The following is a 23,863-nucleotide window of genomic DNA, read 5'->3' on the forward strand; positions in this document are numbered from 1 at the left end:
CAAATGATTCTGGAAAAAATTAAAAAGCCAAATGATATTCATAAAGTTTCATTGGAGGATTTTCCGCGTCTTGCCGAGGAAATCAGGAGCTTTTTGATCCAGAGTGTAAGTGAGACAGGTGGCCATCTGGCATCCAATCTGGGTGTGGTGGAGCTGACTCTTGCTCTGCATAATGTGCTTGATCTTCCACAGGATAAGCTGATCTGGGATGTGGGACATCAGGCTTATACACATAAAATCCTTACAGGAAGAAAAGACGGCTTTAAGGATCTTCGTAAAGAAGGAGGTTTAAGCGGTTTTCCAAAAAGGAATGAAAGTGACTGTGATTCGTTTGATACCGGACACAGTTCCAATTCCATTTCCGCAGGACTTGGCTATGTCCGTGCCAGAGACCTGATGGGAGAGAAATACCATGTGGTTTCCGTGATCGGAGATGGTGCGCTTACCGGTGGGATGGCTTATGAAGCATTGAACAATGCGGCTGAGCTGAAGACTAATTTTATTATTATCATCAATGATAATAACATGTCTATTTCCAAGAACGTAGGAGGAATGTCCACCTATTTAAGCGCTCTGCGTACAGCTGAGACTTATACAGGAATGAAGATCGGCGTGACAAAAACACTCAAAAAGATTCCCCATGTTGGAACCGCCGTGGTAGATACGGTCCGAAAGACCAAGAGCAGCATCAAGCAGTTGATCATTCCCGGAATGCTTTTTGAAAATATGGGGCTGACTTATCTGGGACCGGTAGATGGCCATAATATGCGCCAGATGATGAAGCTTTTTAATGAGGCAAAGAGAGTGGAGGGACCGGTTATTGTCCATGTCCTTACAGAAAAAGGCAGAGGCTATGGACCGGCATCTTCCCATCCGGAGCGTTTTCACGGAACAGGTCCTTTTGACATCCAGAGTGGCAGACCTCTTGCAGCAAAAACAGCGCCGACATATACGGATCATTTTTCCGGTGCAATATGTTCTTTGGCAGAGAAGAACAAAAAAGTAGTTGCTATTACAGCTGCTATGCCAGATGGAACCGGACTGAACCGATTCCGGAAGAAATTCCCGGAGCGTTTTTTTGATGTGGGTATTGCGGAAGAACATGCAGTAACCTTTGCGGCAGGCATGGCACTTGGGGGAATGATCCCGGTTTTTGCGGTATATTCTTCGTTCCTGCAGAGAGGGATCGATCAGATCCTTCACGATGTATGTATGCAGGATCTTCATGTGATCTTTGCCATTGACAGGGCAGGATTTGTCGGAGCAGATGGTGAAACACATCATGGATGCTTTGATTTTTCCTATCTGTCCATGATTCCCAATATGACAGTTATGGCTCCCAAGAATGGAAAAGAGCTTGAGGAGATGTTGAAATTTGCAGTAGAAGAGCTGGATGGTCCCTGTGCGATCCGATATCCGAAAGGATCGGCATGTACCGATATGGAAGAATGTCATGAGCCACTTAAGAAGGGAAGAAGTGAAGTGATCACTCCAGGCAGTGAGATTGCAGTTCTCGGGGTTGGCAGCATGGTTTCTGTCTGTCAGAAGGTCTGTGAAGAGATAAGAGATCACAAAATAGCAGGAGCTACGTTTGTCAATGTCCGTTTTGTAAAGCCTCTGGATACAGAGCTTCTTGATCGGCTTTCGCAGAACCACAGTCTTTTGGTCACTGTGGAGGAGAATGTAAAAAGCGGTGGGTTCGGAGAACATGTATCTGCTTATATGGAAGCCTGTCATCCGGAAGTAAGAGTTCTTCCACTGGCAATACCGGATCATTTTATTGAGCATGGAACGGTGGACCGTCAGCGAATGAAAATAGGTTTAAATGTACAGGGAATCCTGGATGCGGTAGAACAGAGCTGGGAAAATCTTGTGAATAACAGAAAATAAAGGACATAGCCTTTGCAGAAGAATACGAAGCTGTGAGGCATTTTACAGCCCGGCACATAAAGAGCCGGGCTGTTGGAGGATAATATGAAAAAAAGACTGGATATCATGATGGTGGAACAGGGACTTGCACCGTCACGCGAAAAAGCAAAAGCGTATATCATGGCCGGGGAAGTATATGTCAACGGTCAGAAGGAAGACAAGGCTGGCTCCATGTTTGCTGAGACTGCCAAGCTGGAGGTAAGAGGAAAGACTCTTCCTTATGTCAGCAGAGGCGGACTGAAGCTGGAAAAAGCCATGAAAAATTTTGGCGTGACGCTGAAGGATAAGGTGTGCATGGATGTAGGCGCATCCACCGGCGGTTTCACAGATTGTATGCTTCAGAACGGAGCGGTCAAAGTCTATTCCATTGATGTGGGATATGGACAGCTGGACTGGAAACTCAGGAATGATCCAAGAGTTGTATGCATGGAAAAAACAAATATCCGCTATGTGGTACCGGAAGATCTGGAAGGTCCGGCAGCATTTTCTTCGATCGATGTTTCTTTTATCTCCCTTACAAAAGTGCTTCTTCCTGTAAGAAACCTTCTCACAGAGGACGGAGAGATCGTATGTCTCATCAAACCTCAGTTTGAGGCCGGCAGAGAAAAAGTCGGAAAAAAAGGCGTTGTCCGTGATCCGAAGGTCCATGAAGAAGTCATTGAGAAAGTCAGAGATTATGCCATGAGCATTTTTATGGAGCCCTGTCATCTTTCCTTTTCTCCCATCAAGGGACCTGAAGGAAATATTGAATATCTCCTTCATCTGAAAAAACATCCGGAAGGAACAGAAGTACCTGTGAGTCTTGACGTATCCGTAGAGGATGTGGTAAAGGAAGCCCACGGACAGCTGGACTGATGTTTGGAAAGGACTGAAGCAATATGGACAGATTTTATATAATTCCAAACAGTGCCAAGGATCCGGAACTGACATTTTCTAATAGGATCATTGCCTATCTGGAGAAGCATGGTGCCAGGTGTCATGTGCAGAAGATCACCGAAAAAATGGAAGGACCGTATCATTATACGGACCCGGATGGGATTCCGCAGGATACACAGTGCATTATTGTACTGGGTGGAGATGGAACACTTCTGCAGGCTGCAAGGGATGTGGTGCATCTGGATATCCCTCTTCTTGGAATCAATCTGGGAACTCTGGGATTTCTTGCCGAGGTGGATAAAAATTCCGTGTATCCGGCTCTGGATCGGCTTTTGTCAGATGACTATGAGCTGGAAGATCGTATGATGCTGGAAGGAAAGATCTATCGGGGAGAAGAACTTATTGGAAAAGATATCGCATTAAATGATATTGTGATCGGAAGAGAAGGACATCTCCGTGTGATCCGTTTCAAGAATTATGTTAATGATGCATATATGAATTCATACAATGCAGATGGTATCATCATTTCCACTCCGACCGGTTCTACCGGATATAGTCTGTCAGCGGGAGGTCCCGTGGTTTCTCCCAGTGCCAGTATGATGATCATGACCCCCATCGCTCCCCATACCATGAACACCCGAAGTATCATTCTTTCCGGGGAAGAGGCAGTTACAGTAGAGATCGGTGAGGGAAGACATAATACCATTGAGAAAGCGGTGGCCTCTTTCGACGGGGATACCCAGATATCCATGGTCACCGGTGACCGGATCGTGATCCGGAAAGCCACAGTCAGGACAAAAATCCTCAAGCTGAACCATCTGAGCTTTGTGGAGGTTCTGAGACAGAAAATGAGTAACAGCTGATGCAGGAGGTTCAATTTTGAAAGTAGCAAGACATGAAAAAATTATCGAACTGATCCGTCAGTACGAGATCGATACACAGGAAGAACTTGCAGCAAGACTAAATGAGGCCGGTTTTAAGGTTACGCAGGCTACCGTATCCAGAGATATCCGTGCTCTGAAAATGACAAAGGTTGCAGGCAGCAACGGAAAGTCCAGATATGCGATCCTGGAAGAACATACACCGGATGTGTTAAGTGATAAATATTCCAGAGTTCTGAAAGATGCAGTGATCGCTATGAACATCGGACAGAATATCGTAGTGGTAAAAACAATTCCGGGAATGGCCATGGCGGCAGCAGCAGCTCTTGATGCTATGAAATGGCCGGAAATCCTGGGATGTATTGCCGGAGATGATACCATTATGTGTGTGGTGAAAACCTCTGAACAGGCACCGGGTGTAGTTCAGAAGCTTGGCGGGATCTTATCCAGAGGAAAATAAAATGACAGAATATGTAAATGCTTTATACCAGAAAGGAAATCAATGTTAGTACATCTGCATGTAAAAAATCTTGCACTGATAGAGGAATCAGAGGTGGAATTCGGACCAGGCTTAAATATCTTAACTGGTGAGACCGGAGCCGGAAAATCCATTCTGTTAGGATCCATACAGCTTATCCTTGGTGGAAAAACTTCCAGAAGCATGATTCGTGAAAATGCTTCCTATGCCCTGGTAGAGTTGCTGTTTCAGGTTGAAAACACGAAAGCCAGAGAGTCCCTTGCGGCGCTTGACATCTATCCGGAAGACGGACAGGTGCTGATGTCCCGCAAGATCATGGACGGCAGAAGTATCAACAAGATCAACGGAGAGACAAGTACTGTCAGCCAGATGAAAGCAGCAGCAGCCTGTCTTCTGGACATTCACGGACAGCATGAGCATCAGTCACTTCTTTATGGAGACCGCCAGCTGGCTATTTTGGATGTATATGGAAAGGAACAGATCCTTCCTGCCAGGGAGAAGGTCCGGAAAGCTTATCAGGAGTATCGGGACTGTGTGGATCAGCTGAAAGCACTGGATATGGATGAGGAACAGCGCAACCGTGAAAAAGCCTTTCTGGAATTTGAGATCAATGAGATCGAGGAGGCAGCTCTTATTCCAGGAGAGGACGAAACACTGGAGGACCGCTACCGGAAGCTGAGCAACGCCAGAAGGATCATGGAAACAGCACAAATGGTTCGTGGGATGACCGGATATGAACAGGGCGCCGCAGATATGACCGGAAATGCCCTGAAAGAGTTTTCAAGAATTGCAGATTACGATAAGGATCTTGCACCTTTACAGGAAGCTCTTATGGAAATCGATTCACTTCTCAGTGACTTCTGCCGTGATCTGTCCTCTTATATGGATAGTTTGACTTTTGACGAAGAAACTTTTTTTGAAACAGAAAAAAGACTGGATCTGATCAATAGTCTGAAGGCAAAGTATGGACAGACGATCCATGAAATTTTGTCTTATCAGAAGGAACAGCAGGAAAAATTAGAAAAACTTCAAAGATTCGAAGAAAATTTCCGGTTACTGAAAGAAAAACTTATGCAGGCAGAAAAGATTCTTGAGGAAGCTTCGCATGAACTTTCAGAGATACGGAAAGAATACAGTAAGCAGCTGGATGAAAAGATTATCGAAGGATTGAAGGAACTGAATTTTGAGGATGTGGATTTTTCTATCCGTTTTGACCGCAGAAAAAATTATACAGATAATGGTTATGATGCGGTGGAATATGAGATTTCCACAAATCCAGGTGAGAGCAGAAAACCGCTGGGACAGATCGTATCCGGTGGTGAGCTTTCCAGGATCATGCTTGCCATCAAAGCGATCCTTGCAGATAAAGATCAGATCGATACACTGATCTTTGATGAGATCGATACAGGGATCAGTGGGCGTACTGCACAGAAGGTCTCTGAAAAAATGGCAGTGATCGGACAGCACAGGCAGGTGCTTTGTATCACACATCTTCCACAGATCGCAGCAATGGCAGATACCCATTTTGAGATTGAGAAACATGTAGAAGGAACAGAAACCATCACCCAGATCCATCCTCTGGAAGGAGAGGAATCTGTTCGTGAGCTTGCCAGACTTCTGGGCGGTGCCCAGATCACGCCGGCTGTTCTTGGAAATGCAAGAGAGATGAAGGAATTGGCACAGCAACAAAAAAATACAAGACTGAAATAATTTATACGTTACATACTAAGAGAGGACGGCCGAAAGGTCGGTCCTCTTTTTTAACCGAATCAAGTCAGTCCCCTGCTTCAGTTGCGAAAAGCAATAAGCAGTGGGTGGGGATTTGCTTGTATCAGAAAATTACAAAGGATGTGACGTAAGATGAACAGAAAAAGAAAATATCGATGTTGGCTCCTTGTATTTCTTGCGCTGGATCTGATTCTGATGGGATGGCTGGGCTACCGGCTTCTGGACAGAAAGATCCCGGATCAGATCCTGGTGGATCATGAGGACAGCCGGGAAGTAGCCAATCTTCTTAAACGCCCTTTTATCAGCTTTGATGATGCGATCACCGTTTCAGGAAAAGACAGCTATAAGTTGCACTGCAGACTCTTGGGAGTGATCCCTTTTAAGGATGTGAAGGTAAAAAATATAACTGCAAAAGAAGTATATGCAAGCGGAGATGCAGTAGGTATTTATATGCAGACGAAAGGAGTTCTGATCATTGATACAGGCGAGATCCTTTCGGAAAGTGGTGAGATGGAAGAACCGGCCCGGGACATTGTAAAGCCGGGAGATTATATTGTGGCTTTTGATCAGAACCGGATTCAGTGCAAGCAGGATCTTTTGGAGGATCTTGCAGATCTTTGCGGAGAATCTGTAACACTGAAGGTCCGCCGGGGAAAAGAGATGATTCCCCTGTCCCTGACGCCGGTGAAAGATGAAAAAGGAAAATACAAGCTTGGAATCTGGGTGAGGGACGATACACAGGGAATCGGAACCCTGACTTATGTGGACGAAAATGGAGGGTTCGGTGCTCTTGGTCACGGGATCAGCGATGTGGATACCGGCGAACTTTTAAGTATCGCAGATGGAAATCTTTACAACGCCCAGATCCTGGGGATCCGGAAAGGTGAAAAAGGAAATCCCGGAGAACTATCTGGTCTGATCCGATACGAAGCTGACAATATCCTGGGTGAGATTTCCGAAAACAGTAAAAACGGCATTTTTGGAACTGTGGATGCTGATCAGGTGAAAAATCTGGATCTGAAGAAGATTCCTGTAGGTTACAAACAGGATCTGAAAATTGGACCCGCATCTGTTCTCTGCTGCACAGACGGCGAAGTAAAAGAATATGCCGCAGAGATCACCAGGATTGATATGAACCATGAGGATTCTAATAAGAGCTTCGTGATCCAGATCACAGATAAAGAACTCCTGGAAAAAACAGGTGGGATTGTTCAGGGAATGTCTGGAAGTCCTGTGCTTCAGAACGGAAAACTCTTTGGTGCTGTGACTCATGTATTTGTGCAGGATTCTACCGGCGGATATGGGATTTTTATTGAAAATATGACAGGCAATGCATAATCTGCAGTTGAGGAAAGAGGCACAAAAACATGGAAAAAGTCCGGGAAAAGTGCCTCTTTTTTATATGGGGAAAAATGCCGGATACAGATGGAAATACCTGCATTTTGGTGAATTTTGTGATATATAAGAGAAAAAATGTCGAAAAATATCGTACGAAAGTGTGATAAAATAACTACTTTTATCTTGATTTTACTACAGGATTTCCACTATAATAATTTTGTCGCCAGCAAGGGGAAAGCGCAGGCAGCTAACAGTGTCGGTTACTGCCGTGGTGACAGGGGGTATGTCTGGAAACCCAAGGAGATAGAAGTTAGGAGGGTCCTCATGGACAAATTAAATGTTGCAATTGCTGATGATAACGCGAAAATGACAGACATGCTCGGTCAGATGATCGAAGAAGATAAAGACCTTGAACTGGTCGGAAAAGCACACAACGGAGAAGAAATCTGTAACATAATCAAAGATAAGGAGCCGGATGTGGTGATTCTCGACATCATTATGCCGAAGATGGACGGTCTTTCCGTTATGGAGAAATTTTCCCATAACGCAAATGTCAAAAAAGTTCCAGTGTTTATCGTATTATCTGCAATTGGACAGGAGAGGATTACAGAGGATGCATTCAGTCTTGGAGCAGACTATTATGTTTTGAAGCCTTTTGACAACACCACACTTTTAAACCGGATCAAACATATTCGGAAGATTGGGGACAGAAGAGTGCGGGAGATTGCAAGGCCAGGTATCACAGAAACCAAAAAGCCTCAGCCGGAGAGGAATCTGGAAACCGATGTGACGAATATCATTCATGAGATCGGAGTTCCGGCACACATCAAGGGGTATCAGTATTTAAGGGATGCGATCATTTTGTCTGTCAATGACATGGAAATGCTCAATTCCATTACCAAGGTATTATATCCAACCATTGCGAAACGCCATCAGACAACACCGAGCAGAGTGGAGCGGGCGATCCGACATGCGATCGAGGTGGCATGGAGCCGGGGAAAGATGGATACCATTGATGAATTGTTTGGATATACTGTAAGCACCGGAAAAGGGAAACCCACGAATTCTGAATTTATAGCACTGATCGCAGATAAAATCAGACTAGAATATAAAAATCGGTCTTTAAATTAGATGAATTTTGGAGTATAATCATAAATAAAAACGGGTGTACCCAGGGAGGGGAATACAGATGAAAAAAATTCTGTTTGCTACATCAGAAGCAGTACCTTTTATCAAAACAGGAGGACTCGCTGATGTTGCCGGCTCACTGCCTAAGTGCTTTGACAAAAAATATTTTGATATCCGCGTGATTTTACCGAAATATGCCTGTATGAAACAGGAATGGAAAGACAAAATGGAGTATGTGACCCATTTTTATATGGATCTGGGATTTAAGAACTGCTATGTAGGCATTATGCAGATGCAGTATGACGGGATCCAGTTTTACTTCATTGACAATGAATATTATTTCAGCGGTCCGAAACCATATGACAGCGCACCATGGGATCTTGAGAAATTTGCTTTCTTTTCCAAAGCTGTGTTATCGGTTCTTCCGGTGATCGGATTCAGACCGGATATCATCCACTGTCATGACTGGCAGACAGGACTTGTTCCGGTTTACCTTCACGATTCTTTCCAGGAGAATGAATTCTTCCGTGGAATCAAGACTGTTATGACAATACATAACCTGAAATTTCAGGGTGTATGGGATGTTAAGACTGTTAAGGATATCACAGGCCTTTCCGATTACTACTTTGCGCCGGATAAACTGGAAGCATACAAGGACGCAAACTTCCTGAAGGGCGGTATGGTATTTGCAGATGCCATTACCACAGTAAGTAATACCTATGCAGAAGAGATCAAGACACCGTTTTATGGTGAGAAGCTGGACGGACTTCTCAATGCGAGAGCCAACAGCCTGCGTGGTATTGTAAATGGTATTGATTACAATGAATTCAATCCGGAGACAGATCCGAATATCACCAAGAACTACAATGCAAAGAACTTCCGCAAGGAGAAGATCAAGAACAAGATCCAGCTTCAGAAAGATCTTGGACTTGAGCAGGATCCGAAAGCTATGATGATCGGTATTGTATCCCGCCTGACAGATCAGAAGGGATTTGATCTGATCGCTTATATTATGGACGAACTGTGTCAGGATGCGGTTCAGATCGTTGCTCTTGGTACCGGTGAGGAACGTTATGAGAATATGTTCCGTCATTTTGACTGGAAGTATCATGGCAAGGTATCTGCACAGATCTACTATGATGAGGCAATGTCTCACAGAATTTATGCAGCATCTGACGCATTTCTGATGCCGTCACTGTTTGAGCCATGTGGCTTAAGCCAGCTGATGAGCCTTCGTTATGGAACTCTTCCGATCGTCAGAGAGACCGGTGGTCTGAAGGATACAGTTGTCCCGTACAATGAATTCGAGGGAACCGGAACAGGATTCTCCTTCGTAAATTACAATGCACATGAAATGCTTGCTACGATCCGTTATGCAGAGAGTGTATATTATGACAAGAAACGTGAATGGAATAAAATGGTAGATCGCGCGATGGCTGCAGATTTTTCCTGGAACAATTCCGCGCGTCAGTATGAGGAAATGTACAATTGGTTAATTGGTGAGTAAGGATTCACCGAAGCGGTTCTCGCAATAAAAAGGCGCAGACGACAGATAATATGTCGTTTGCGCTTTTTTATTGCGGGAATATACATGGATGTTATTGTATGTCTGCAAAAAAAATATGAAGGTGTTTGTTTATCAAACAGGAATTGTGTTAAAGTGAGAAAAAATATAAATGTTAATGATAAATAACTTTTGAATTGGTATTATTTGTACGAAACTTATCAGATTAATCAGTTATTGTCAAATAACTTAAATTGTGTTACATTTATATTAGTACATCGTTTTTGAAATAACTATACCATTCACTTGTCTGTGAATCCGATTGATATAGTTATTTACGAAACGATGTACCAGTGGATAATACAGATATATGTATTGACCATGTAAATTGTACTTATGATGAGGTGACAATATGACACTGGACAAATTAAAGACTGGAGAATGTGGCAGAATCATCAGTGTTCGTGGCGAGGGGGAGCTGAGACATCATCTTCTGGATATGGGGCTTACACCGGGGACAGAAGTGTCTCTTCGTAAAACAGCTCCTATGGGAGATCCGGTACAGCTTGTGCTGCGCGGATATGAGCTGACATTGCGGCTGGCGGAAGCTGCAAAGATTGAGATCGTATCGATCGAATCCATGACGGAAACGAAGAAAGAAAATGAACGGCATCAGCCGATTGCTCATCCTGGTGTGGGAGAACTTGGAAAGGCTCGAGATTATCGCAAGAACCGGATCGGTGATACGATTCCCAAAGGGGAACCGATCACGTTTGCACTGGCAGGTAATCAGAACTGTGGAAAGACAACTCTTTTTAATCAGCTGACAGGCTCCAATCAGCATGTTGGTAACTTTCCGGGTGTAACTGTTGACAAGAAAGAAGGAAGCATCCGGAGGCATCCGGAGGCAACGGTAACGGATCTTCCTGGAATCTATTCACTTTCCCCGTATTCCAGCGAGGAGATCGTAACAAGAGATTTTCTGCTGAATGAGAAGCCGACAGGAATCATTAATATTGTAGATGCTTCCAATATTGAGAGAAATCTTTATCTTACCATGCAGCTGATGGAGCTTGGAATCCCAATGGTGCTGGCCTTAAATATGATGGATGAGGTAAGGGCAAATGGAGGCTCTGTTCGGATCAATGAACTGGAGGAGATTTTAGGAATTCCGGTTGTACCTATTTCAGCAGCGAAGAATGAAGGAATTGATGAGCTGATCGATCATGCAGTCCATGTTGCAAGATACAGAGAAGCACCAGGAAGAATTGATTTCTGTACTGACAATCAGTCACCGAAGGATCCGGTAGGCGCACTTCACAGATGTATCCATGCAGCCGTACATCTGATCGAACCCTATGCAAAAAAAGCAGGACTTCCTGTACGTTTTGCAGCTACGAAGATCGTAGAGAAAGATTCTCTGATCGAAAAACGTCTGGCTTTGCCTGAAGGTGAAAAAAAGGTTCTTGATGGGCTGGTACATGTTATGGAGAAGGATGGCGGTCTGGACCGTGAGGCAGCTCTTGCGAACATGCGCTTCAATTTTATTGAAAAGCTTTGTGAGAAAACTGTGGTAAAACCGGCAGAAAGCCGTGAGCATAAACGAAGTGTCGCCATAGATCGTATCCTTACCGGAAAATATACAGCAATTCCCTGTTTTGTAGGAATTATGGCAATTGTATTTGTGATGACGTTTAATTATCTGGGAGCCTGGCTTTCAGACGGAATGACTATGGTCGTGAACTGGGTAATTGCACTTATTGGCAGGGGACTGGAGGTGGCAGGTGTCAGCTCAGTACTGCAGTCACTGGTTGTGGATGGAATTTTAAGCGGTATCGGAAGCGTGATCGGATTTCTTCCTACGATCGTTACTTTGTTTTTCTTCCTGTCAATCCTGGAAGATACCGGATATATGGCTCGTGTAGCCTTTGTTATGGACAAGCTCCTTCGAAAGATCGGACTTTCCGGAAGAAGCTTTGTGCCGATGCTGATCGGATTCGGCTGTTCGGTGCCGGCCATTATGGCAACCAGAACATTATCCAGTGAACGTGACCGGAAAATGACGATCCTGATTACTCCGTTTATGAGCTGCAGTGCCAAGCTTCCAATCTACGGACTTCTCACCAGTGCATTTTTCCCGAAGCAGTGGAGAGGAGTTGTGATGATCAGCCTTTATTTTGCAGGAATTCTCTGCGGGATCCTGTATGCGCTGATCCTGAAAAAGACGAAATATAAGGGAGAGCCGGTTCCGTTTGTCATGGAGCTTCCCAATTACCGGCTTCCTTCTGCAAAAAGTGTAGGACAGCTGATCTGGGAAAAGGCGAAGGACTTTATCCAGAAAGCGTTTACAATTATTTTTGCGGCAACGCTGATCGTGTGGTTCCTGCAGAACTTTGATGCAGGTCTTAACCTTGTTACCAGCACAGATCAGAGCCTTCTGGCACAGATCGGAAGCATCGTGGCACCACTTTTTGCTCCGCTGGGCTTTGGTGACTGGAGAGTATCCACCGCATTGATCACGGGCTTTATGGCAAAAGAGAGTGTTGTGTCTACGCTGACAGTCCTTCTGGGCGGAAATACGGCGTTGCTTCAGACGTTGTTTACACCGTTTACTGCTTACGTATTTTTGATCTTTACCTTGCTCTATACACCCTGTGTTGCAGCTATTGCAACTGTGCGTCGGGAGATGGGAACTGTAAGAGCTGCCGCTGGTATTGTAGCAGTACAGTGTGCCACTGCATGGATCGTTGCGTTTGCGGTACATGGTGTGGGAATGATGCTTGGATTATAGAAAAAATACCTTACATATGGCTTTTCACAAACTGCAGAAAACATTCTGCAGAGGTTGTGAGAGCCATATTTTTTTTATGGGCAATTCCAACAGATAGCTTTTCCAGTCCATTAACCGGGATAGCAACAAGCGAAGGCTGACGAAAGAACTGAAAGCTGCTTTCTGTAAGAAGACTGATCCCTTCGCCAATTTCCACTGCGCTGACAATAGATTCTGCACGGGCAGTACGCAGAAGCTGAGGGTGGATCCCTGCATTATGAAAACTTTGCATACAGAAACGGTAAATGGAAGTGTGCGGAGGCATCAGGATAAAAGATTCTTTTTTCAGTTCGGAAAGAGAGACCGATTTTTTGGACGCAGAGGGATGAGCTTCAGGAAAAACAGCAACCAGACGGTCTGCTGTGAGAGCATGAAAAGTATAGAGTTCCGGGTCTATCATGTGTTTTCGTACAAAGATCAGATTAAAAAAGTCTTTTTCAAGACCGGAAAGAAGTTCTTCGTCTTCTACCTCTTTCAGAGAAAAAGAAAGCTCCGGGTGTGTATCACAAAAACTGTGTATCACAGAAGTAAGACGGTACTGAGAAAGAAAAGGAAGTGTTCCAATATGAAGTGCCTGGAGCTTACTGTCCTTAAAATGGTACACTGCTTCCAGAGAACGATGATACTGTCTGGAAATCTTAAGTGCTTCTTTGTAAAAAAACTCTCCTTCAGGAGTAAGCACAGCAGTACGCTTGCTGCGGTCCCATAAGGTAAGCTCCAGTTCTTTTTCCAGTTTCATGATCTGCTTGGAAAGGGAGGACTGGGAGATATGCATAGCTTCTGCAGCATCAAAAAAAGTCCGGGACTGAGCTGCACAGATAAAATAGTCGATCTGTTCAAGAGTCATGGTAACACCTGCCTTTTAGAAAATAGTGACGAATCATTCCATATTGGAAACAATTATATCATAGAAAGAATTGATTCACCATGTAAAAAAGAGATAAAATAACATAAGAAAATAAAGATGTTACTGAGAACGGAGTGAACAGTAATATAAAGATAACGCAGGAGGTTTTTTATGGCAGAAAAAGTAAGAGATCTGAGAAGTGCTCTGGCACTTCTGGAGCAGATGCCAGATCAGCTGATCGAAACAGAGGTGGAAGTTGATCCGATGGCAGAGCTTGCAGGGGTATATCGTTATGTAGGAGCCGGTGGAACGGTGAAGCGTCCCACAAAGGAAGGACCTGCCATGATCTTTAATCGTATAAAAGGACACCCGGATGCAAAGGTAGCTATCGGTCTTCTGGCAAGCAGAAAAAGAGTTGCTGCTTTACTTGACACTCAGCCGGAAAATCTTGGAAAGATGCTCTGCAAAAGCGTGGAGAATCCAATTCCACCAGTCGATCTTGAAGGCGATGCACCGTGTCAGCAGGTGGTGCATAAGGCAGCAGATCCAGATTTTGACCTCTATAAGCTGGTTCCTGCGCCAACGAACACACCGGATGATGCGGGCCCGTATATCACACTTGGCATGTGCTACGCCACACACCCGGATACTGGAGTTCACGATGTGACCATTCATCGTCTTTGCATTCAGGGAAAAGATGAGCTTTCCATTTTCTTTACACCTGGTGCCAGACATATCGGAGCAATGGCAGAGCGTGCTGAGGAGCTGGGACAAAGGCTGCCTATTTCTATCAGTATCGGAGTTGATCCTGCTATTGAGATCGGTTCCTGTTTTGAGCCACCTACAACACCACTGGGGTATGATGAGCTGTCTGTAGCCGGTGCACTGCGCAAAGAGCCGGTGAAACTCTGTAAATGTTTAACCGTTAACGAGCGTGCCATCGCCAATGCGGAATACGTGATCGAGGGAGAAGTGATCCCGGGTGTGCGTGTAAAGGAAGATCAGAACAGCAATACCGGATACGCCATGCCGGAGTTTCCGGGATATACAGGGCCTGCAAGTGATCAGTGCTGGCTGATCAAGGTTACAGCAGTGACACATCGTGAAAATCCGATCATGCAGACCTGTATCGGGCCAAGTGAGGAGCACGTATCCATGGCGGGAATCCCTACAGAGGCCAGCATCTATGGCATGGTGGAAAAAGCAATGCCTGGAAGACTTCAGAACGTATACTGCAGCAGTGCCGGAGGTGGAAAGTATATGGCTGTCCTTCAGTTTAAAAAGCTTTCTCAAAGTGATGAGGGAAGACAGCGTCAGGCTGCACTTCTTGCATTTTCCGCCTTCAGTGAGCTGAAAAATGTATTTCTGGTAGATGAAGATGTGGACTGCTTTGATATGAATGACGTACTTTGGGCGATGAATACGAGATTCCAGGGGGATGTGGATGTGATCACCATTCCGGGTGTCCGTTGTCATCCTCTTGATCCGTCCAATGATCCTGCATTTTCTCCAAGTATTCGTGATCATGGAATTGCATGCAAGACTATTTTTGACTGTACGGTGCCTTATGATCTGAAGGAAGATTTTCACAGAGCCCGTTTTATGGAACTGGATCCGGAGAAATGGCTGAAAAAATGAAAAAGAGAATTATAGTTGGTGCGACAGGTGCAAGCGGCCTGCCGCTCCTTGTAAAATGTCTGGAGATCATCCGGGAGAATCCGGATTTTGAGTCTTATCTGATCATGAGTTCCAGTGCAGAGCTGACTCTTCGCCAGGAGACGGAGCTGGAACCGGAGGATGTGAAACGATTGGCAGATCATGTATGTGCACCGGGAGAAATTGGGGCAAAACCGGCCAGTGGTTCTTTCAAAACAGAGGGGATGCTGATCGTGCCCTGCAGCATGAAGACGATCGCGGGGATCCACAGTGGCTATGCAGATAATCTTATTCTGCGTGCGGCAGATGTGACGGTCAAGGAACAGAGAATACTGGTGCTGGCAGCCAGAGAAACACCGTTAAGCGGGATTCATCTCCGAAATCTTTATGAGCTTTCCATGCTTCCGGGAGTGCGGATCATTCCGCCGATGCTGACGTTTTATCATAAACCGGAGAGCATTGATGATATGGTGTATCATATTGCAGCAAAGCTTTTGGAACCGTTTGGGATCGAAGCAAAGGAGTATCGCAGATGGAATGGATTATAAAAGAGTGTGTGGAGACTGCAGGCTGTGAGCTGGAGGTCAGTGCTGCATTTATCGGAGAGGATGTGCTTATCTGTCTGAAAGGCGGAGAGAGACCTCATCTGGGATGTGTGGTGCAGACGGAACCGAGAGTGTCTCTGACAGGGGATGGTTCTGTGAGTGCGACTTCTTCAGTTTTGAATTTTCCGGGACATAAGGACGAGGTGATCTGCCGGTGGATGGCGGAGAAGGTTTCGAAAGAGCTGGGAAAGAGAGTGGTTTGCACCGGGGGATTTCATAAGGATGGTATTTCGGAGAAAGAGATCCGGGAGGTGCAGGGAAGTGTTGTGCGTCTGACAGAGATGGTGATAGAAGGACTGCAGCGGTAGTTGAGTAACGAACGGCTGGAACCTGCTAAAGTTATTTTCCAAAAGTCCGAAACTTTCTTCGCTCAAACAGCGAATTTTTGAAAAATAACGCAGATTCCAGCCGTCTAAAATGTTTCTGTATTCTATTTATTTTCAAATATATTCTCGCGGGTAATATTCTTAGCCCACTTCCCACTGAGATACCTTTTGATCACCCATGGCCACTTCACAAATTCATCCGTACAGAGCAGAAAATACACCCACATAACCGGCAGCTTCAGTACAAAAGCAGTGAAGAATCCAAGGGGTACTGCATATACCCACATATCAATGGTATCACAGATCAGACCAAACTTTGTATCACCACCTGCCCGGAACACACCAGCGATCAGGGTTGTATTTACGGCAGACCCCATAATATAGTAGCTGTTGATCAGAAGCATATATTTCAGATAATGCATGGCAGTGGGTGTCAGGGACGCAAATCTCATTACGAACGGTGTGATGGCAAGAACGATAAGTCCGCCCAAAAAACCTGCAATAACAGTAAGCTTCAGTGTTTTGGAAGCATAACGCCTGGAACGTTCCAGATCGCCCTGCCCCATAACATTGCCTAGAAGGATACCTCCTGCACTGGCAATACCAAAACAGAAAACAGAGCCGATATTACGGACTACTACAACCAGAGAATTGGCAGCAACCGCATCCGTACCAAGATGCCCCAGGATCACAGAGTACATGGAAAAACCAATACTCCAGGAAATATCATTGCCAAGAGCCGGCAGGGAAAGCCGCACGAAATCACTGAACAGCAGTTTGTTTTTTGTGAACATACATCGGAGATCCAGTCGGACATTTTTGCTGAAAGCAGAAACAATAAAACAGGCGATCAGCTCGATCATTCTGGAAAGTGCAGTAGCAATAGCTACACCGGTAGCACCAAGCTTGGGTGCTCCGAACAATCCGAAGATAAAAGTCGCATTCAAAAGGATATTCAGTCCAAAGGCCAGCATATTCATCGCCATGCTGGTAGTCACCCGTCCAATGCTTCGAAGAACAGCCAGATAAACCTCCGTCATACCCCAGCAGATATAGGTGATACCCATAATGCGGATATAGGAAGAACCAATGGCCAGAAGCTTCGGATCATTGGTGAACAGTTTCATCATCATCTGCGGCATGGTAAATGCAACGAGCGCCACGAGAACAGAGATGATCATGGAAAAACGAAGAGCGATTCCCTCGATGATCTGAATGGCTTTGTAATCTCCCTTTCCATAATACTGGGCACAAAGCAGGGTGGCTCCCGTACCAAGACCGTAATATACCATAAACAGGACATTGGAATAATTCGCTGCTAGAGATACTGCGGAGATGGATGACTGACCTACAAAGTTCAGCATGATAACATCGGCAGAATTTACTGCTGCACTTAGCAGGTTCTGAATGATGATGGGGATGACAAGCTTAACGATCTGTGGATAAAAATCATCCCGCTGTGAAAGTTGATTTCTCATTTCCTCCTCCCAAAAAATACAATTACAATGACGTGAAAAACAGTAGATCACATACATGGTAACTGTGTCAGCTTTTGTAAAAAATGAAAGCAGACATGATTGCACGATAACATAGTTTACAGGCAGTGTCAATCGGCAAACTGTGGAACTGTTTAAACAACTTACGGGAAAATGACGAATATAAAAAATGCATAAAAAACCATATCAGCAGTTGTTGAGATTTCCAATCCATGATAAACTGAATGAAGATATTTTTCAGAGAAAGAGGAGTAAAAAATATGCCAGTTTTTGATTTCAGCGCAGCGCCGGCAGATAAAAAAGAGACAAAAAGCCAGTGCACATATACAACATTTCGTTCTAATGAAACAAAAGCCACACCGGAGAAACCGGTGCTGATCCTGGATAACAGCAAAAGAGAGTGGAAACATCATTCCTGCGGATATTTTTCCAATCCTGCGAAGCAGACTGCATTTGAGTTTAAGGAAGAGGACGGTGTTTTTCCGGCAGACATCCTGAAGATCGATTCCCGTTTTACAAGCCTGATCAAATGGCTCGGAGAAAATCATATCAACATCCGTCTTTCAGGACAGAATACAGAAGAAGGATATGCCGTTTACAAAATCCGCGAGATCGCTTTTGGCGGAGGCACCAAGCTTTCTGCTGAGGACGGATTTCTTCAGTTTATGATCGAGCGTCTGTTTGCAAGCAGTGCGCCGGCAGAAGAAAATGAGAACGATGAGGAGGAAGAAGACGGTGACGATATGAAGCTTACCAGTATTCAGAGTATCACCGACTTTATGAACTGTGCCGGAAAGACTATGCCGGATAATATCCGTCTCTGGGCAAGAAGAAATCTGGCAGTTGCCCGTTCTCATGAGGTTTCTCAGGAGGAAAGACGCCATGCCCAGAGAGCACTTTCCATCATGATGAATATTCAGTGGAAGCATAATTATTTTGAGTCTATTGATCCGAAGGAAGCACGCCGTATCCTGGATGAGGAGCTTTATGGAATGGAGCGTGTAAAACAGAGGATCATTGAGACGATCATTCAGATTAATCGTACTCATACACTTCCTGCCTACGGACTGCTTCTTGTAGGACCTGCAGGTACCGGTAAATCTCAGATCGCTTATGCAGTTGCAAGAATCCTGAAAATGCCGTGGACAACCCTGGATATGAGTTCGATCAATGATCCGGAACAGCTTACAGGAAGCTCTCGTGTTTATGCAAATGCCAAGCCTGGAATCATCATGGAGGCTTTTTCCATGGCAGGAGAATCCAATCTGGTATTTATCATCAATGAGCTTGACAAGGCTGCATCAGGTAAAGGAAACGGAAATCCGGCAGACGTGCTTCTGACACTGCTGGATAATCTTGGTTTTACAGATAACTATATGGAATGTATGGTTCCGACAGTTGGTGTCTATCCTATTGCCACAGCCAATGATAAGGCACAGATCAGCGCACCTCTGATGTCACGTTTTGCAGTGATCGATATTCCTGATTACACACCGGAGGAAAAGAAGATCATCTTTTCCAGATTTGCGCTTCCCAAGGTTCTGAAACGTATGAGCCTGAAACAGGAAGAATGTATCGTAACAGATGAGGCGCTGGACGCAGTAATTAAGAAATTTGAAGATACCACAGGAATCCGTGATCTGGAGCAGGCTGCGGAGCATATTGCGGCCAATGCCCTGTATCAGATCGAGGTGGATCATGTGAAGGCTGTAACCTTTACTCCCGAGATGGTACAGGAGCTTTTGGACTGACAAAGGGATCTGTTTTGCAATGATAAAAATGCTTCCGGAGATTTTTTCGGAAGCATTTTTGGCTGAGGGAATGCACCTGTTTATGCCGGGCCTGTCTGATCGTAAAGGAAAATTATAAAAATAATGAAATCAGGGATTGCCTGAGAAAGTGTAAATGTGTATAATGGGACAAAGAGCGTGCGCGTGAACACAAAGCGCACAGGAGAGGTTTTGGAGGGTAAAATATGGCAGTAACATTACAACAGATTGCGGAAGCAGCAGGAGTTTCAAGAGGCACTGTGGACAGGGCACTGAACAACAGAGGCCGTATCCGCCCGGAAGTAGAGGAAAGGATCAAAAGGATCGCCCGGGAGATGGGATACCAGCCCAGCCGTGCCGGTCGTGCTCTTGCCATGGCAAAGAGAAAGATCCGTATCGGTGTGATCCTTCAGTATATGGAGACTCCTTTTATGCAGCAGGTTTTAAATGGGGTCCTGGAAGCAAAAGAAGAAGTGGAGAGCTTTGGCGGAACAGTAAAGATCTATGAGATCGAAGGTGTGGAACCGGAAAAAGTAATGGCTGCAATGGAAGAACTCCGGGAAAAGGGGTTTAATGGAATCGCGCTGACTCCATCAGAGGATCAGCTTTTGAGAGCGAGGATCGATCAGTATCAGGAAGAGTATGGAATTCCGATAGTTACCTTTAATGCGGATCTGGAAGATACAAAAAGGTTATGCTTTGTGGGACAGGATACCTTTCAGGCCGGTCGTACGGCAGCAGGCCTGATGTGGGAGATGACAGGCGGAAACGGGCAGGTTGCCATAATTTCCGGACAGGTTGCCAATCCTGGTCTGATCAGCAGGCAGAAAGGATTTACGACAGAGATTAAAGAAAGCTTTCCGGGAATCGAGATCGTGGATATAAGGTATTCTTATGATGACGAATGGGTGGCATCCAAGATCGTGGAAGAATTTCTGGAGCTTTATCCGGAGCTGACCGGGATCTATATTACGGGTCATGGTGTAAAGGGTGTCTGCCAGACCTTGCAGAAGCTTGGAAAGGATAAAACCATGCATGTGATCGCCAATGATTTCCTGGAAGAAAATCTGAAATGGCTGAAAGAGGGGACGATCAATTTCCTTATCGGTCAGGATGCGGCTGTACAGGGACATTCTCCGGTGATTATTTTGTTCCAGCTTCTCTTTGACAGCAAGGCACCGGAAAAGGAATACCAGTATACAGATATTGTGATCCGGACGAAATATAATATGGATTAAAAAGGAATTGCTGTTGCGTATAGAACCCATGATCAGAAATATCATATGGCAGAATCCTGTACAGGGAAAGCAGATTCAGGAGGAAAAATGAATTATAAAAATGTAAAGATCGCAGAAGGTGCCAGGATCGCAAAGCAGTCTGTGATCCTTGGAAATGTAACGATCGGCCGTGACAGCTGTGTATTATATTATGCGGTGATCCGCGGGGATGATGCGCCGGTAGTGATCGGAGAAGAAACAAATATCCAGGAAAACTGTACCATTCATGTGAGCCACAACATGCCGGTCCATATCGGAAACAACGTTACTGTGGGACATAATGCGGTGATCCATGGATGTACCATCGGAGACCGGACATTGATCGGAATGGGAGCCGTGATCCTGGATGGTGCAAAGATCGGAAACGACTGTATCATAGGAGCCGGCAGTCTTGTGACTAAAAATGCGGTGATCCCGGATGGTTCTCTGGTAATGGGAAGTCCGGCCAGGATCAAACGAAATCTTACCTGGGAAGAGAAGCTTGGTATCGTGGAAAACAGCAAAGAATATCTTGCTGTGTCCGAAGAGATGAAAGCACAGGATGTATTATAAAAAAGTGAAGAAGACATTTGTAAACGGACAGCTCCGACTGCTTTGTAATATGAGAAGCAGTCGGAGCTGTAACTTTGTTATATAAAATGCTTATATTTATCGTTTTTTTATTTATCGATCACTTCCACCGGTGTGTCATCCCGTGCATCCAGATCGTTGATATATTTTTTGGTCTCTTTTACGATCACATTGGAAAGCAGTAGTACTGCGATCAGGTTTGGAATAGCCATCAGTGCATTCAGGATATCCGCTACGGTCCATACCAGGTTCAGAGAAATAACAGGGGAGATGGCAGCTACCGCAATATACAGCACACGATAGGGGATGAGTCCCTTTTTGCCGGAGAAATACTCCACGCACCGCTCGCCATAATATGCCCATCCAAGGACTGTAGAATATGCGAAGGAAATGATACCCACTACAAGGATCACAGGACCAAGAACCGGGATCTGCTGAAAAGCCAGTGTAGTAAGAACACCGCCATCAGTGATATTTCCCATGTCGATCGAAGGATTTTTCATAATACTGGTTACCAGAACAAGACCGGTCATCAGACATACCACAACGGTATCCCAGAATGTACCGGTGCTGGAAACGAGAGCCTGACGAACCGGATTTCTTGTCTGTGCGGCAGCAGCGGCGATGGGGGCAGAACCCATACCGGATTCATTGGAAAAAAGTCCTCTTGCGATTCCATACTGCATGGCCATCATGATACCACGTCCTACAAGACCTCCTGCAGCAGCACCAGGGGTAAAAGCAAATTTGCAGATGGTTTTTACTGCGGGAATGATAAAATCGAAATTGATCCCCAGGATGATGATACATCCGATCACATAGAAAAATGCCATAAACGGAACAAGACGTTCACATACATTGGCGATGGATTTGATCCCGCCGAAAATAACAAGGGCAGTAAGAACTGCCACAGCAATGCCGATCGCTGCCGGCGAAATATGAAGGTTCTCATTACATACCGTTGCAATGGCATTGACCTGGGTAGCACATCCGATTCCAAAGGAAGCAAAGCCACCGAAAAAGGCAAAGATCAGACCAAGCCAGCGCATATTTAATCCGCGCTCTAGGGCATACATAGCACCACCCTGCATACGGCCGTCTTTGGTTTTGACGCGGTATTTTACAGCGATGAGAGACTCACTGTATTTGGTGGCGATTCCGAAGACACCGGTAAGCCAGCACCAGAGGACTGCACCGGGACCGCCAAGAGCAATGGCAGTACCGACACCGATGATATTTCCGGTTCCAATAGTGGAAGCAAGGGCTGTTGTCAGGGCGCCAAACTGGCTTACTTCACCTTCCGCATTGGTATCTTTGGTGACAGACAGGCGAATGGCGGTACCAATCTTACGCTGGATCACACCGGTACGGATGGTCATGAAAATATGGGTGCCCAGAAGTAAAATGATCATCCACCAGCCCCACACCAGACTGTCGATCTGGTTTATCACACTTCCGATTGCATTCATCATAGAAATCTCCTCCCTTTCTCAAAGCGAAATATCCGCAGGACTGCAGAAATAACACAAAGGCGTACAGACACAGGAAATATGTGCTGTACGCCCTTGTACGTTACGCTCTTAAGTTTTGATTATTGTGTCAATTATACAGGAATATTCAGAATAATGCAATAAAAATATTCCCTCTGAACAGAAGATTTTTTGCTTCAATATATGTTGATCAAAACACTACAGGACCTTCTTCGCAGTACATATAAAATCCCGGGCGTACTGTGGGAGATAGGTACCTCTTCGGTATGCAATTGTCAGTGTGCTGAAGACGCCATCTTCACCAATGGAAAAACAGGCTGGTTTTACAGGGAGGTCCATATTTTGAACATAGGTTTCCGGGGTGAAACACATACCAAGTCCTTGCATGCAGAGTTTGACACAGGTTTCTGTGTTGCGGCTCTGAATTGGCACATAAGGCTTGATATGGGCAGCTTTCAATGCTTCCAGCGAAAGCTGTCCGGTAGTCTGTTCTGGAAAATGCAGGATAAAAGGCTCTTCTGCCAGAAGTGAGAGATCAAGCTTCGGGTATATGCCGTGAGTGGATACACTGCCGGCAGCAGCCAATGGGTGCTCCGGAGGCATGATCAGAAGGATTTCTTCTTTTTTCAGCAGTTCGTATTCCAGCTTGGGGTGTTTATGTACTTCATTGAAAATGCCAAAATCAAGCTGATCATTGAGCAGAAGTTTTTCCTGGATAGAATATGCCTCTTCCAGGATATTGACCTTTACTTTAGGATATTTTTGAAAAAAAGAGGTCATGATCTGAGGAACCATACAGGTACTCCTCATCAGTGGGAAAGCAACATTCAGTTCTCCTTCATTATTTTCTGTAAGATCTTTCAGCTCTTTTTCCCAGTCCTGTTGTATCTGCAGGATCTTTCGGGTATACTCCATATATTTGCGGCCCGCAAAGGTAGGTGTATAGCTGTTTCCGCTGCGGCTGAACAGCTTGGTCCCCATTTCTCGTTCCAGTTTCTGGAGATGCTTGGTCAGGGTTGGCTGGGAAATATAAAGCTCCTGTGCGGCTTTTGTAAGATTCTGATATTTGGCAATGCAGAGAATGTACTTCAGTTCATGATAGTTCATGTTTTCCTCCAACTATTCCATTTTGGCA

The 23,863-nt window shown here is 45.1% G+C and carries 19 protein-coding genes; 15 read left to right on the forward strand and 4 right to left on the reverse strand.

Annotation, left to right across the window (positions count from 1 at the left end; all coding sequences use genetic code 11):
• Window positions 1–3 precede the first annotated feature (3 nt).
• The 9 genes from dxs (at window position 4) to feoB (ending at window position 12,653) form a co-directional block, all read left to right on the forward strand.
• On the forward strand, window positions 4–1,890 hold the full coding sequence (gene dxs, locus BN3261_RS03650) for a 1-deoxy-D-xylulose-5-phosphate synthase (RefSeq protein ID WP_059085484.1): 1,887 nt from the start codon (window positions 4–6) through the stop codon (window positions 1,888–1,890).
• 84 nt (window positions 1,891–1,974) lie between these two features.
• On the forward strand, window positions 1,975–2,784 hold the full coding sequence (locus tag BN3261_RS03655) for a TlyA family RNA methyltransferase (protein WP_015524459.1): 810 nt from the start codon (window positions 1,975–1,977) through the stop codon (window positions 2,782–2,784).
• Window positions 2,785–2,807: 23 nt separating this feature from the next.
• Window positions 2,808–3,668 (forward strand): NAD(+)/NADH kinase, encoded by an 861-nt coding sequence (locus BN3261_RS03660; protein ID WP_015524460.1) that lies wholly within the window; start codon window positions 2,808–2,810, stop codon window positions 3,666–3,668.
• A gap of 16 nt (window positions 3,669–3,684) precedes the next feature.
• The gene (gene argR / locus BN3261_RS03665; protein WP_021650687.1) at window positions 3,685–4,146 is read left to right on the forward strand and encodes an arginine repressor; all 462 of its coding nucleotides are present in this window, start codon (window positions 3,685–3,687) and stop codon (window positions 4,144–4,146) included.
• 42 nt (window positions 4,147–4,188) lie between these two features.
• Window positions 4,189–5,874, forward strand: a complete 1,686-nt coding sequence (recN, locus tag BN3261_RS03670; RefSeq protein ID WP_059085485.1) for a DNA repair protein RecN — start codon at window positions 4,189–4,191, stop codon at window positions 5,872–5,874.
• 150 nt (window positions 5,875–6,024) lie between these two features.
• Window positions 6,025–7,230 carry a SpoIVB peptidase gene (spoIVB, locus tag BN3261_RS03675; RefSeq protein WP_015524462.1) on the forward strand — a complete coding sequence of 402 codons (1,206 nt, stop codon included), beginning with the start codon at window positions 6,025–6,027 and terminating at the stop codon, window positions 7,228–7,230.
• 324 nt (window positions 7,231–7,554) lie between these two features.
• The gene (spo0A, locus tag BN3261_RS03680) at window positions 7,555–8,361 is read left to right on the forward strand and encodes a sporulation transcription factor Spo0A (RefSeq protein ID WP_015524464.1); all 807 of its coding nucleotides are present in this window, start codon (window positions 7,555–7,557) and stop codon (window positions 8,359–8,361) included.
• A 58-nt stretch (window positions 8,362–8,419) separates the two neighbouring features.
• Complete coding sequence (gene glgA / locus BN3261_RS03685; RefSeq protein ID WP_015524465.1) at window positions 8,420–9,865, forward strand: glycogen synthase GlgA; 1,446 nt, start codon at window positions 8,420–8,422, stop codon at window positions 9,863–9,865.
• A 409-nt stretch (window positions 9,866–10,274) separates the two neighbouring features.
• Window positions 10,275–12,653 carry a ferrous iron transport protein B gene (gene feoB / locus BN3261_RS03690; protein WP_059085486.1) on the forward strand — a complete coding sequence of 793 codons (2,379 nt, stop codon included), beginning with the start codon at window positions 10,275–10,277 and terminating at the stop codon, window positions 12,651–12,653.
• Between the two features lie 10 nt (window positions 12,654–12,663).
• Here feoB and BN3261_RS03695 read toward each other — a convergent pair whose 3' ends face one another.
• Complete coding sequence (locus BN3261_RS03695; RefSeq protein WP_059085487.1) at window positions 12,664–13,539, reverse strand: LysR family transcriptional regulator; 876 nt, start codon at window positions 13,537–13,539, stop codon at window positions 12,664–12,666.
• Window positions 13,540–13,710: 171 nt separating this feature from the next.
• Here BN3261_RS03695 and BN3261_RS03700 point away from each other — a divergent pair, with 171 nt between their 5' ends.
• The 3 genes from BN3261_RS03700 to BN3261_RS03710 are packed head-to-tail and all read left to right on the forward strand — an operon-like array spanning window position 13,711 to window position 16,108.
• Window positions 13,711–15,177 carry a UbiD family decarboxylase gene (locus tag BN3261_RS03700; protein ID WP_015524470.1) on the forward strand — a complete coding sequence of 489 codons (1,467 nt, stop codon included), beginning with the start codon at window positions 13,711–13,713 and terminating at the stop codon, window positions 15,175–15,177.
• Window positions 15,174–15,743 carry a UbiX family flavin prenyltransferase gene (locus BN3261_RS03705; RefSeq protein ID WP_059086859.1) on the forward strand — a complete coding sequence of 190 codons (570 nt, stop codon included), beginning with the start codon at window positions 15,174–15,176 and terminating at the stop codon, window positions 15,741–15,743. The genes BN3261_RS03700 and BN3261_RS03705 overlap by 4 nt, the downstream gene beginning before the upstream one ends.
• A complete protein-coding gene (locus BN3261_RS03710; RefSeq protein WP_015524472.1) occupies window positions 15,728–16,108 on the forward strand; it encodes a prenylated flavin chaperone LpdD in 381 nt (126 codons plus the stop codon). Before BN3261_RS03705 ends, BN3261_RS03710 begins: the two co-directional genes overlap by 16 nt.
• Before the next feature lie 122 nt (window positions 16,109–16,230).
• Here the strand turns inward: BN3261_RS03710 and BN3261_RS03715 are convergent, their stop codons facing one another.
• Entirely contained in the window at window positions 16,231–17,604 is a 1,374-nt protein-coding gene (locus BN3261_RS03715; RefSeq protein ID WP_015524473.1) for an MATE family efflux transporter, read from the reverse strand.
• Window positions 17,605–17,882: 278 nt separating this feature from the next.
• Between BN3261_RS03715 and BN3261_RS03720 the strand changes: the two genes are divergently transcribed.
• From BN3261_RS03720 to BN3261_RS03730, 3 genes are all read left to right on the forward strand, one after another.
• The gene (locus BN3261_RS03720) at window positions 17,883–19,373 is read left to right on the forward strand and encodes an AAA family ATPase (RefSeq protein WP_015524474.1); all 1,491 of its coding nucleotides are present in this window, start codon (window positions 17,883–17,885) and stop codon (window positions 19,371–19,373) included.
• Between the two features lie 224 nt (window positions 19,374–19,597).
• Entirely contained in the window at window positions 19,598–20,629 is a 1,032-nt protein-coding gene (locus BN3261_RS03725) for a LacI family DNA-binding transcriptional regulator (protein ID WP_059085488.1), read from the forward strand.
• An 87-nt stretch (window positions 20,630–20,716) separates the two neighbouring features.
• A complete protein-coding gene (locus BN3261_RS03730; protein ID WP_059086860.1) occupies window positions 20,717–21,220 on the forward strand; it encodes a gamma carbonic anhydrase family protein in 504 nt (167 codons plus the stop codon).
• Between the two features lie 107 nt (window positions 21,221–21,327).
• Here BN3261_RS03730 and BN3261_RS03735 read toward each other — a convergent pair whose 3' ends face one another.
• Together BN3261_RS03735 and BN3261_RS03740 are read right to left on the reverse strand one after the other, a co-directional pair.
• Window positions 21,328–22,710 carry an alanine/glycine:cation symporter family protein gene (locus tag BN3261_RS03735; protein ID WP_021650672.1) on the reverse strand — a complete coding sequence of 461 codons (1,383 nt, stop codon included), beginning with the start codon at window positions 22,708–22,710 and terminating at the stop codon, window positions 21,328–21,330.
• 216 nt (window positions 22,711–22,926) lie between these two features.
• Window positions 22,927–23,835, reverse strand: a complete 909-nt coding sequence (locus BN3261_RS03740) for a LysR family transcriptional regulator (protein WP_059085489.1) — start codon at window positions 23,833–23,835, stop codon at window positions 22,927–22,929.
• Window positions 23,836–23,863 lie beyond the last annotated feature (28 nt).

Source organism: Blautia massiliensis (ex Durand et al. 2017), assembly GCF_001487165.1.
GTDB classification, from domain to species: Bacteria; Bacillota; Clostridia; order Lachnospirales; family Lachnospiraceae; genus Blautia_A; species Blautia_A fusiformis.

What these genes read in the sequence shown, in the direction of transcription:
- BN3261_RS03740 (WP_059085489.1), bottom strand. Translation starts at nt 23,835, where the DNA reads ATGAACTATCATGAACTGAAGTACATTCTCTGCATTGCCAAATATCAG.
- BN3261_RS03695 (WP_059085487.1), bottom strand. Translation starts at nt 13,539, where the DNA reads ATGACTCTTGAACAGATCGACTATTTTATCTGTGCAGCTCAGTCCCGG.
- recN (WP_059085485.1), top strand. Translation starts at nt 4,189, where the DNA reads ATGTTAGTACATCTGCATGTAAAAAATCTTGCACTGATAGAGGAATCA.
- BN3261_RS03710 (WP_015524472.1), top strand. Translation starts at nt 15,728, where the DNA reads ATGGAATGGATTATAAAAGAGTGTGTGGAGACTGCAGGCTGTGAGCTG.
- BN3261_RS03660 (WP_015524460.1), top strand. Translation starts at nt 2,808, where the DNA reads ATGGACAGATTTTATATAATTCCAAACAGTGCCAAGGATCCGGAACTG.
- feoB (WP_059085486.1), top strand. Translation starts at nt 10,275, where the DNA reads ATGACACTGGACAAATTAAAGACTGGAGAATGTGGCAGAATCATCAGT.
- BN3261_RS03725 (WP_059085488.1), top strand. Translation starts at nt 19,598, where the DNA reads ATGGCAGTAACATTACAACAGATTGCGGAAGCAGCAGGAGTTTCAAGA.
- BN3261_RS03720 (WP_015524474.1), top strand. Translation starts at nt 17,883, where the DNA reads ATGCCAGTTTTTGATTTCAGCGCAGCGCCGGCAGATAAAAAAGAGACA.
- dxs (WP_059085484.1), top strand. Translation starts at nt 4, where the DNA reads ATGATTCTGGAAAAAATTAAAAAGCCAAATGATATTCATAAAGTTTCA.
- BN3261_RS03655 (WP_015524459.1), top strand. Translation starts at nt 1,975, where the DNA reads ATGAAAAAAAGACTGGATATCATGATGGTGGAACAGGGACTTGCACCG.
- glgA (WP_015524465.1), top strand. Translation starts at nt 8,420, where the DNA reads ATGAAAAAAATTCTGTTTGCTACATCAGAAGCAGTACCTTTTATCAAA.
- BN3261_RS03715 (WP_015524473.1), bottom strand. Translation starts at nt 17,604, where the DNA reads ATGAGAAATCAACTTTCACAGCGGGATGATTTTTATCCACAGATCGTT.
- BN3261_RS03705 (WP_059086859.1), top strand. Translation starts at nt 15,174, where the DNA reads ATGAAAAAGAGAATTATAGTTGGTGCGACAGGTGCAAGCGGCCTGCCG.
- spo0A (WP_015524464.1), top strand. Translation starts at nt 7,555, where the DNA reads ATGGACAAATTAAATGTTGCAATTGCTGATGATAACGCGAAAATGACA.
- BN3261_RS03735 (WP_021650672.1), bottom strand. Translation starts at nt 22,710, where the DNA reads ATGATGAATGCAATCGGAAGTGTGATAAACCAGATCGACAGTCTGGTG.
- BN3261_RS03700 (WP_015524470.1), top strand. Translation starts at nt 13,711, where the DNA reads ATGGCAGAAAAAGTAAGAGATCTGAGAAGTGCTCTGGCACTTCTGGAG.
- BN3261_RS03730 (WP_059086860.1), top strand. Translation starts at nt 20,717, where the DNA reads ATGAATTATAAAAATGTAAAGATCGCAGAAGGTGCCAGGATCGCAAAG.
- spoIVB (WP_015524462.1), top strand. Translation starts at nt 6,025, where the DNA reads ATGAACAGAAAAAGAAAATATCGATGTTGGCTCCTTGTATTTCTTGCG.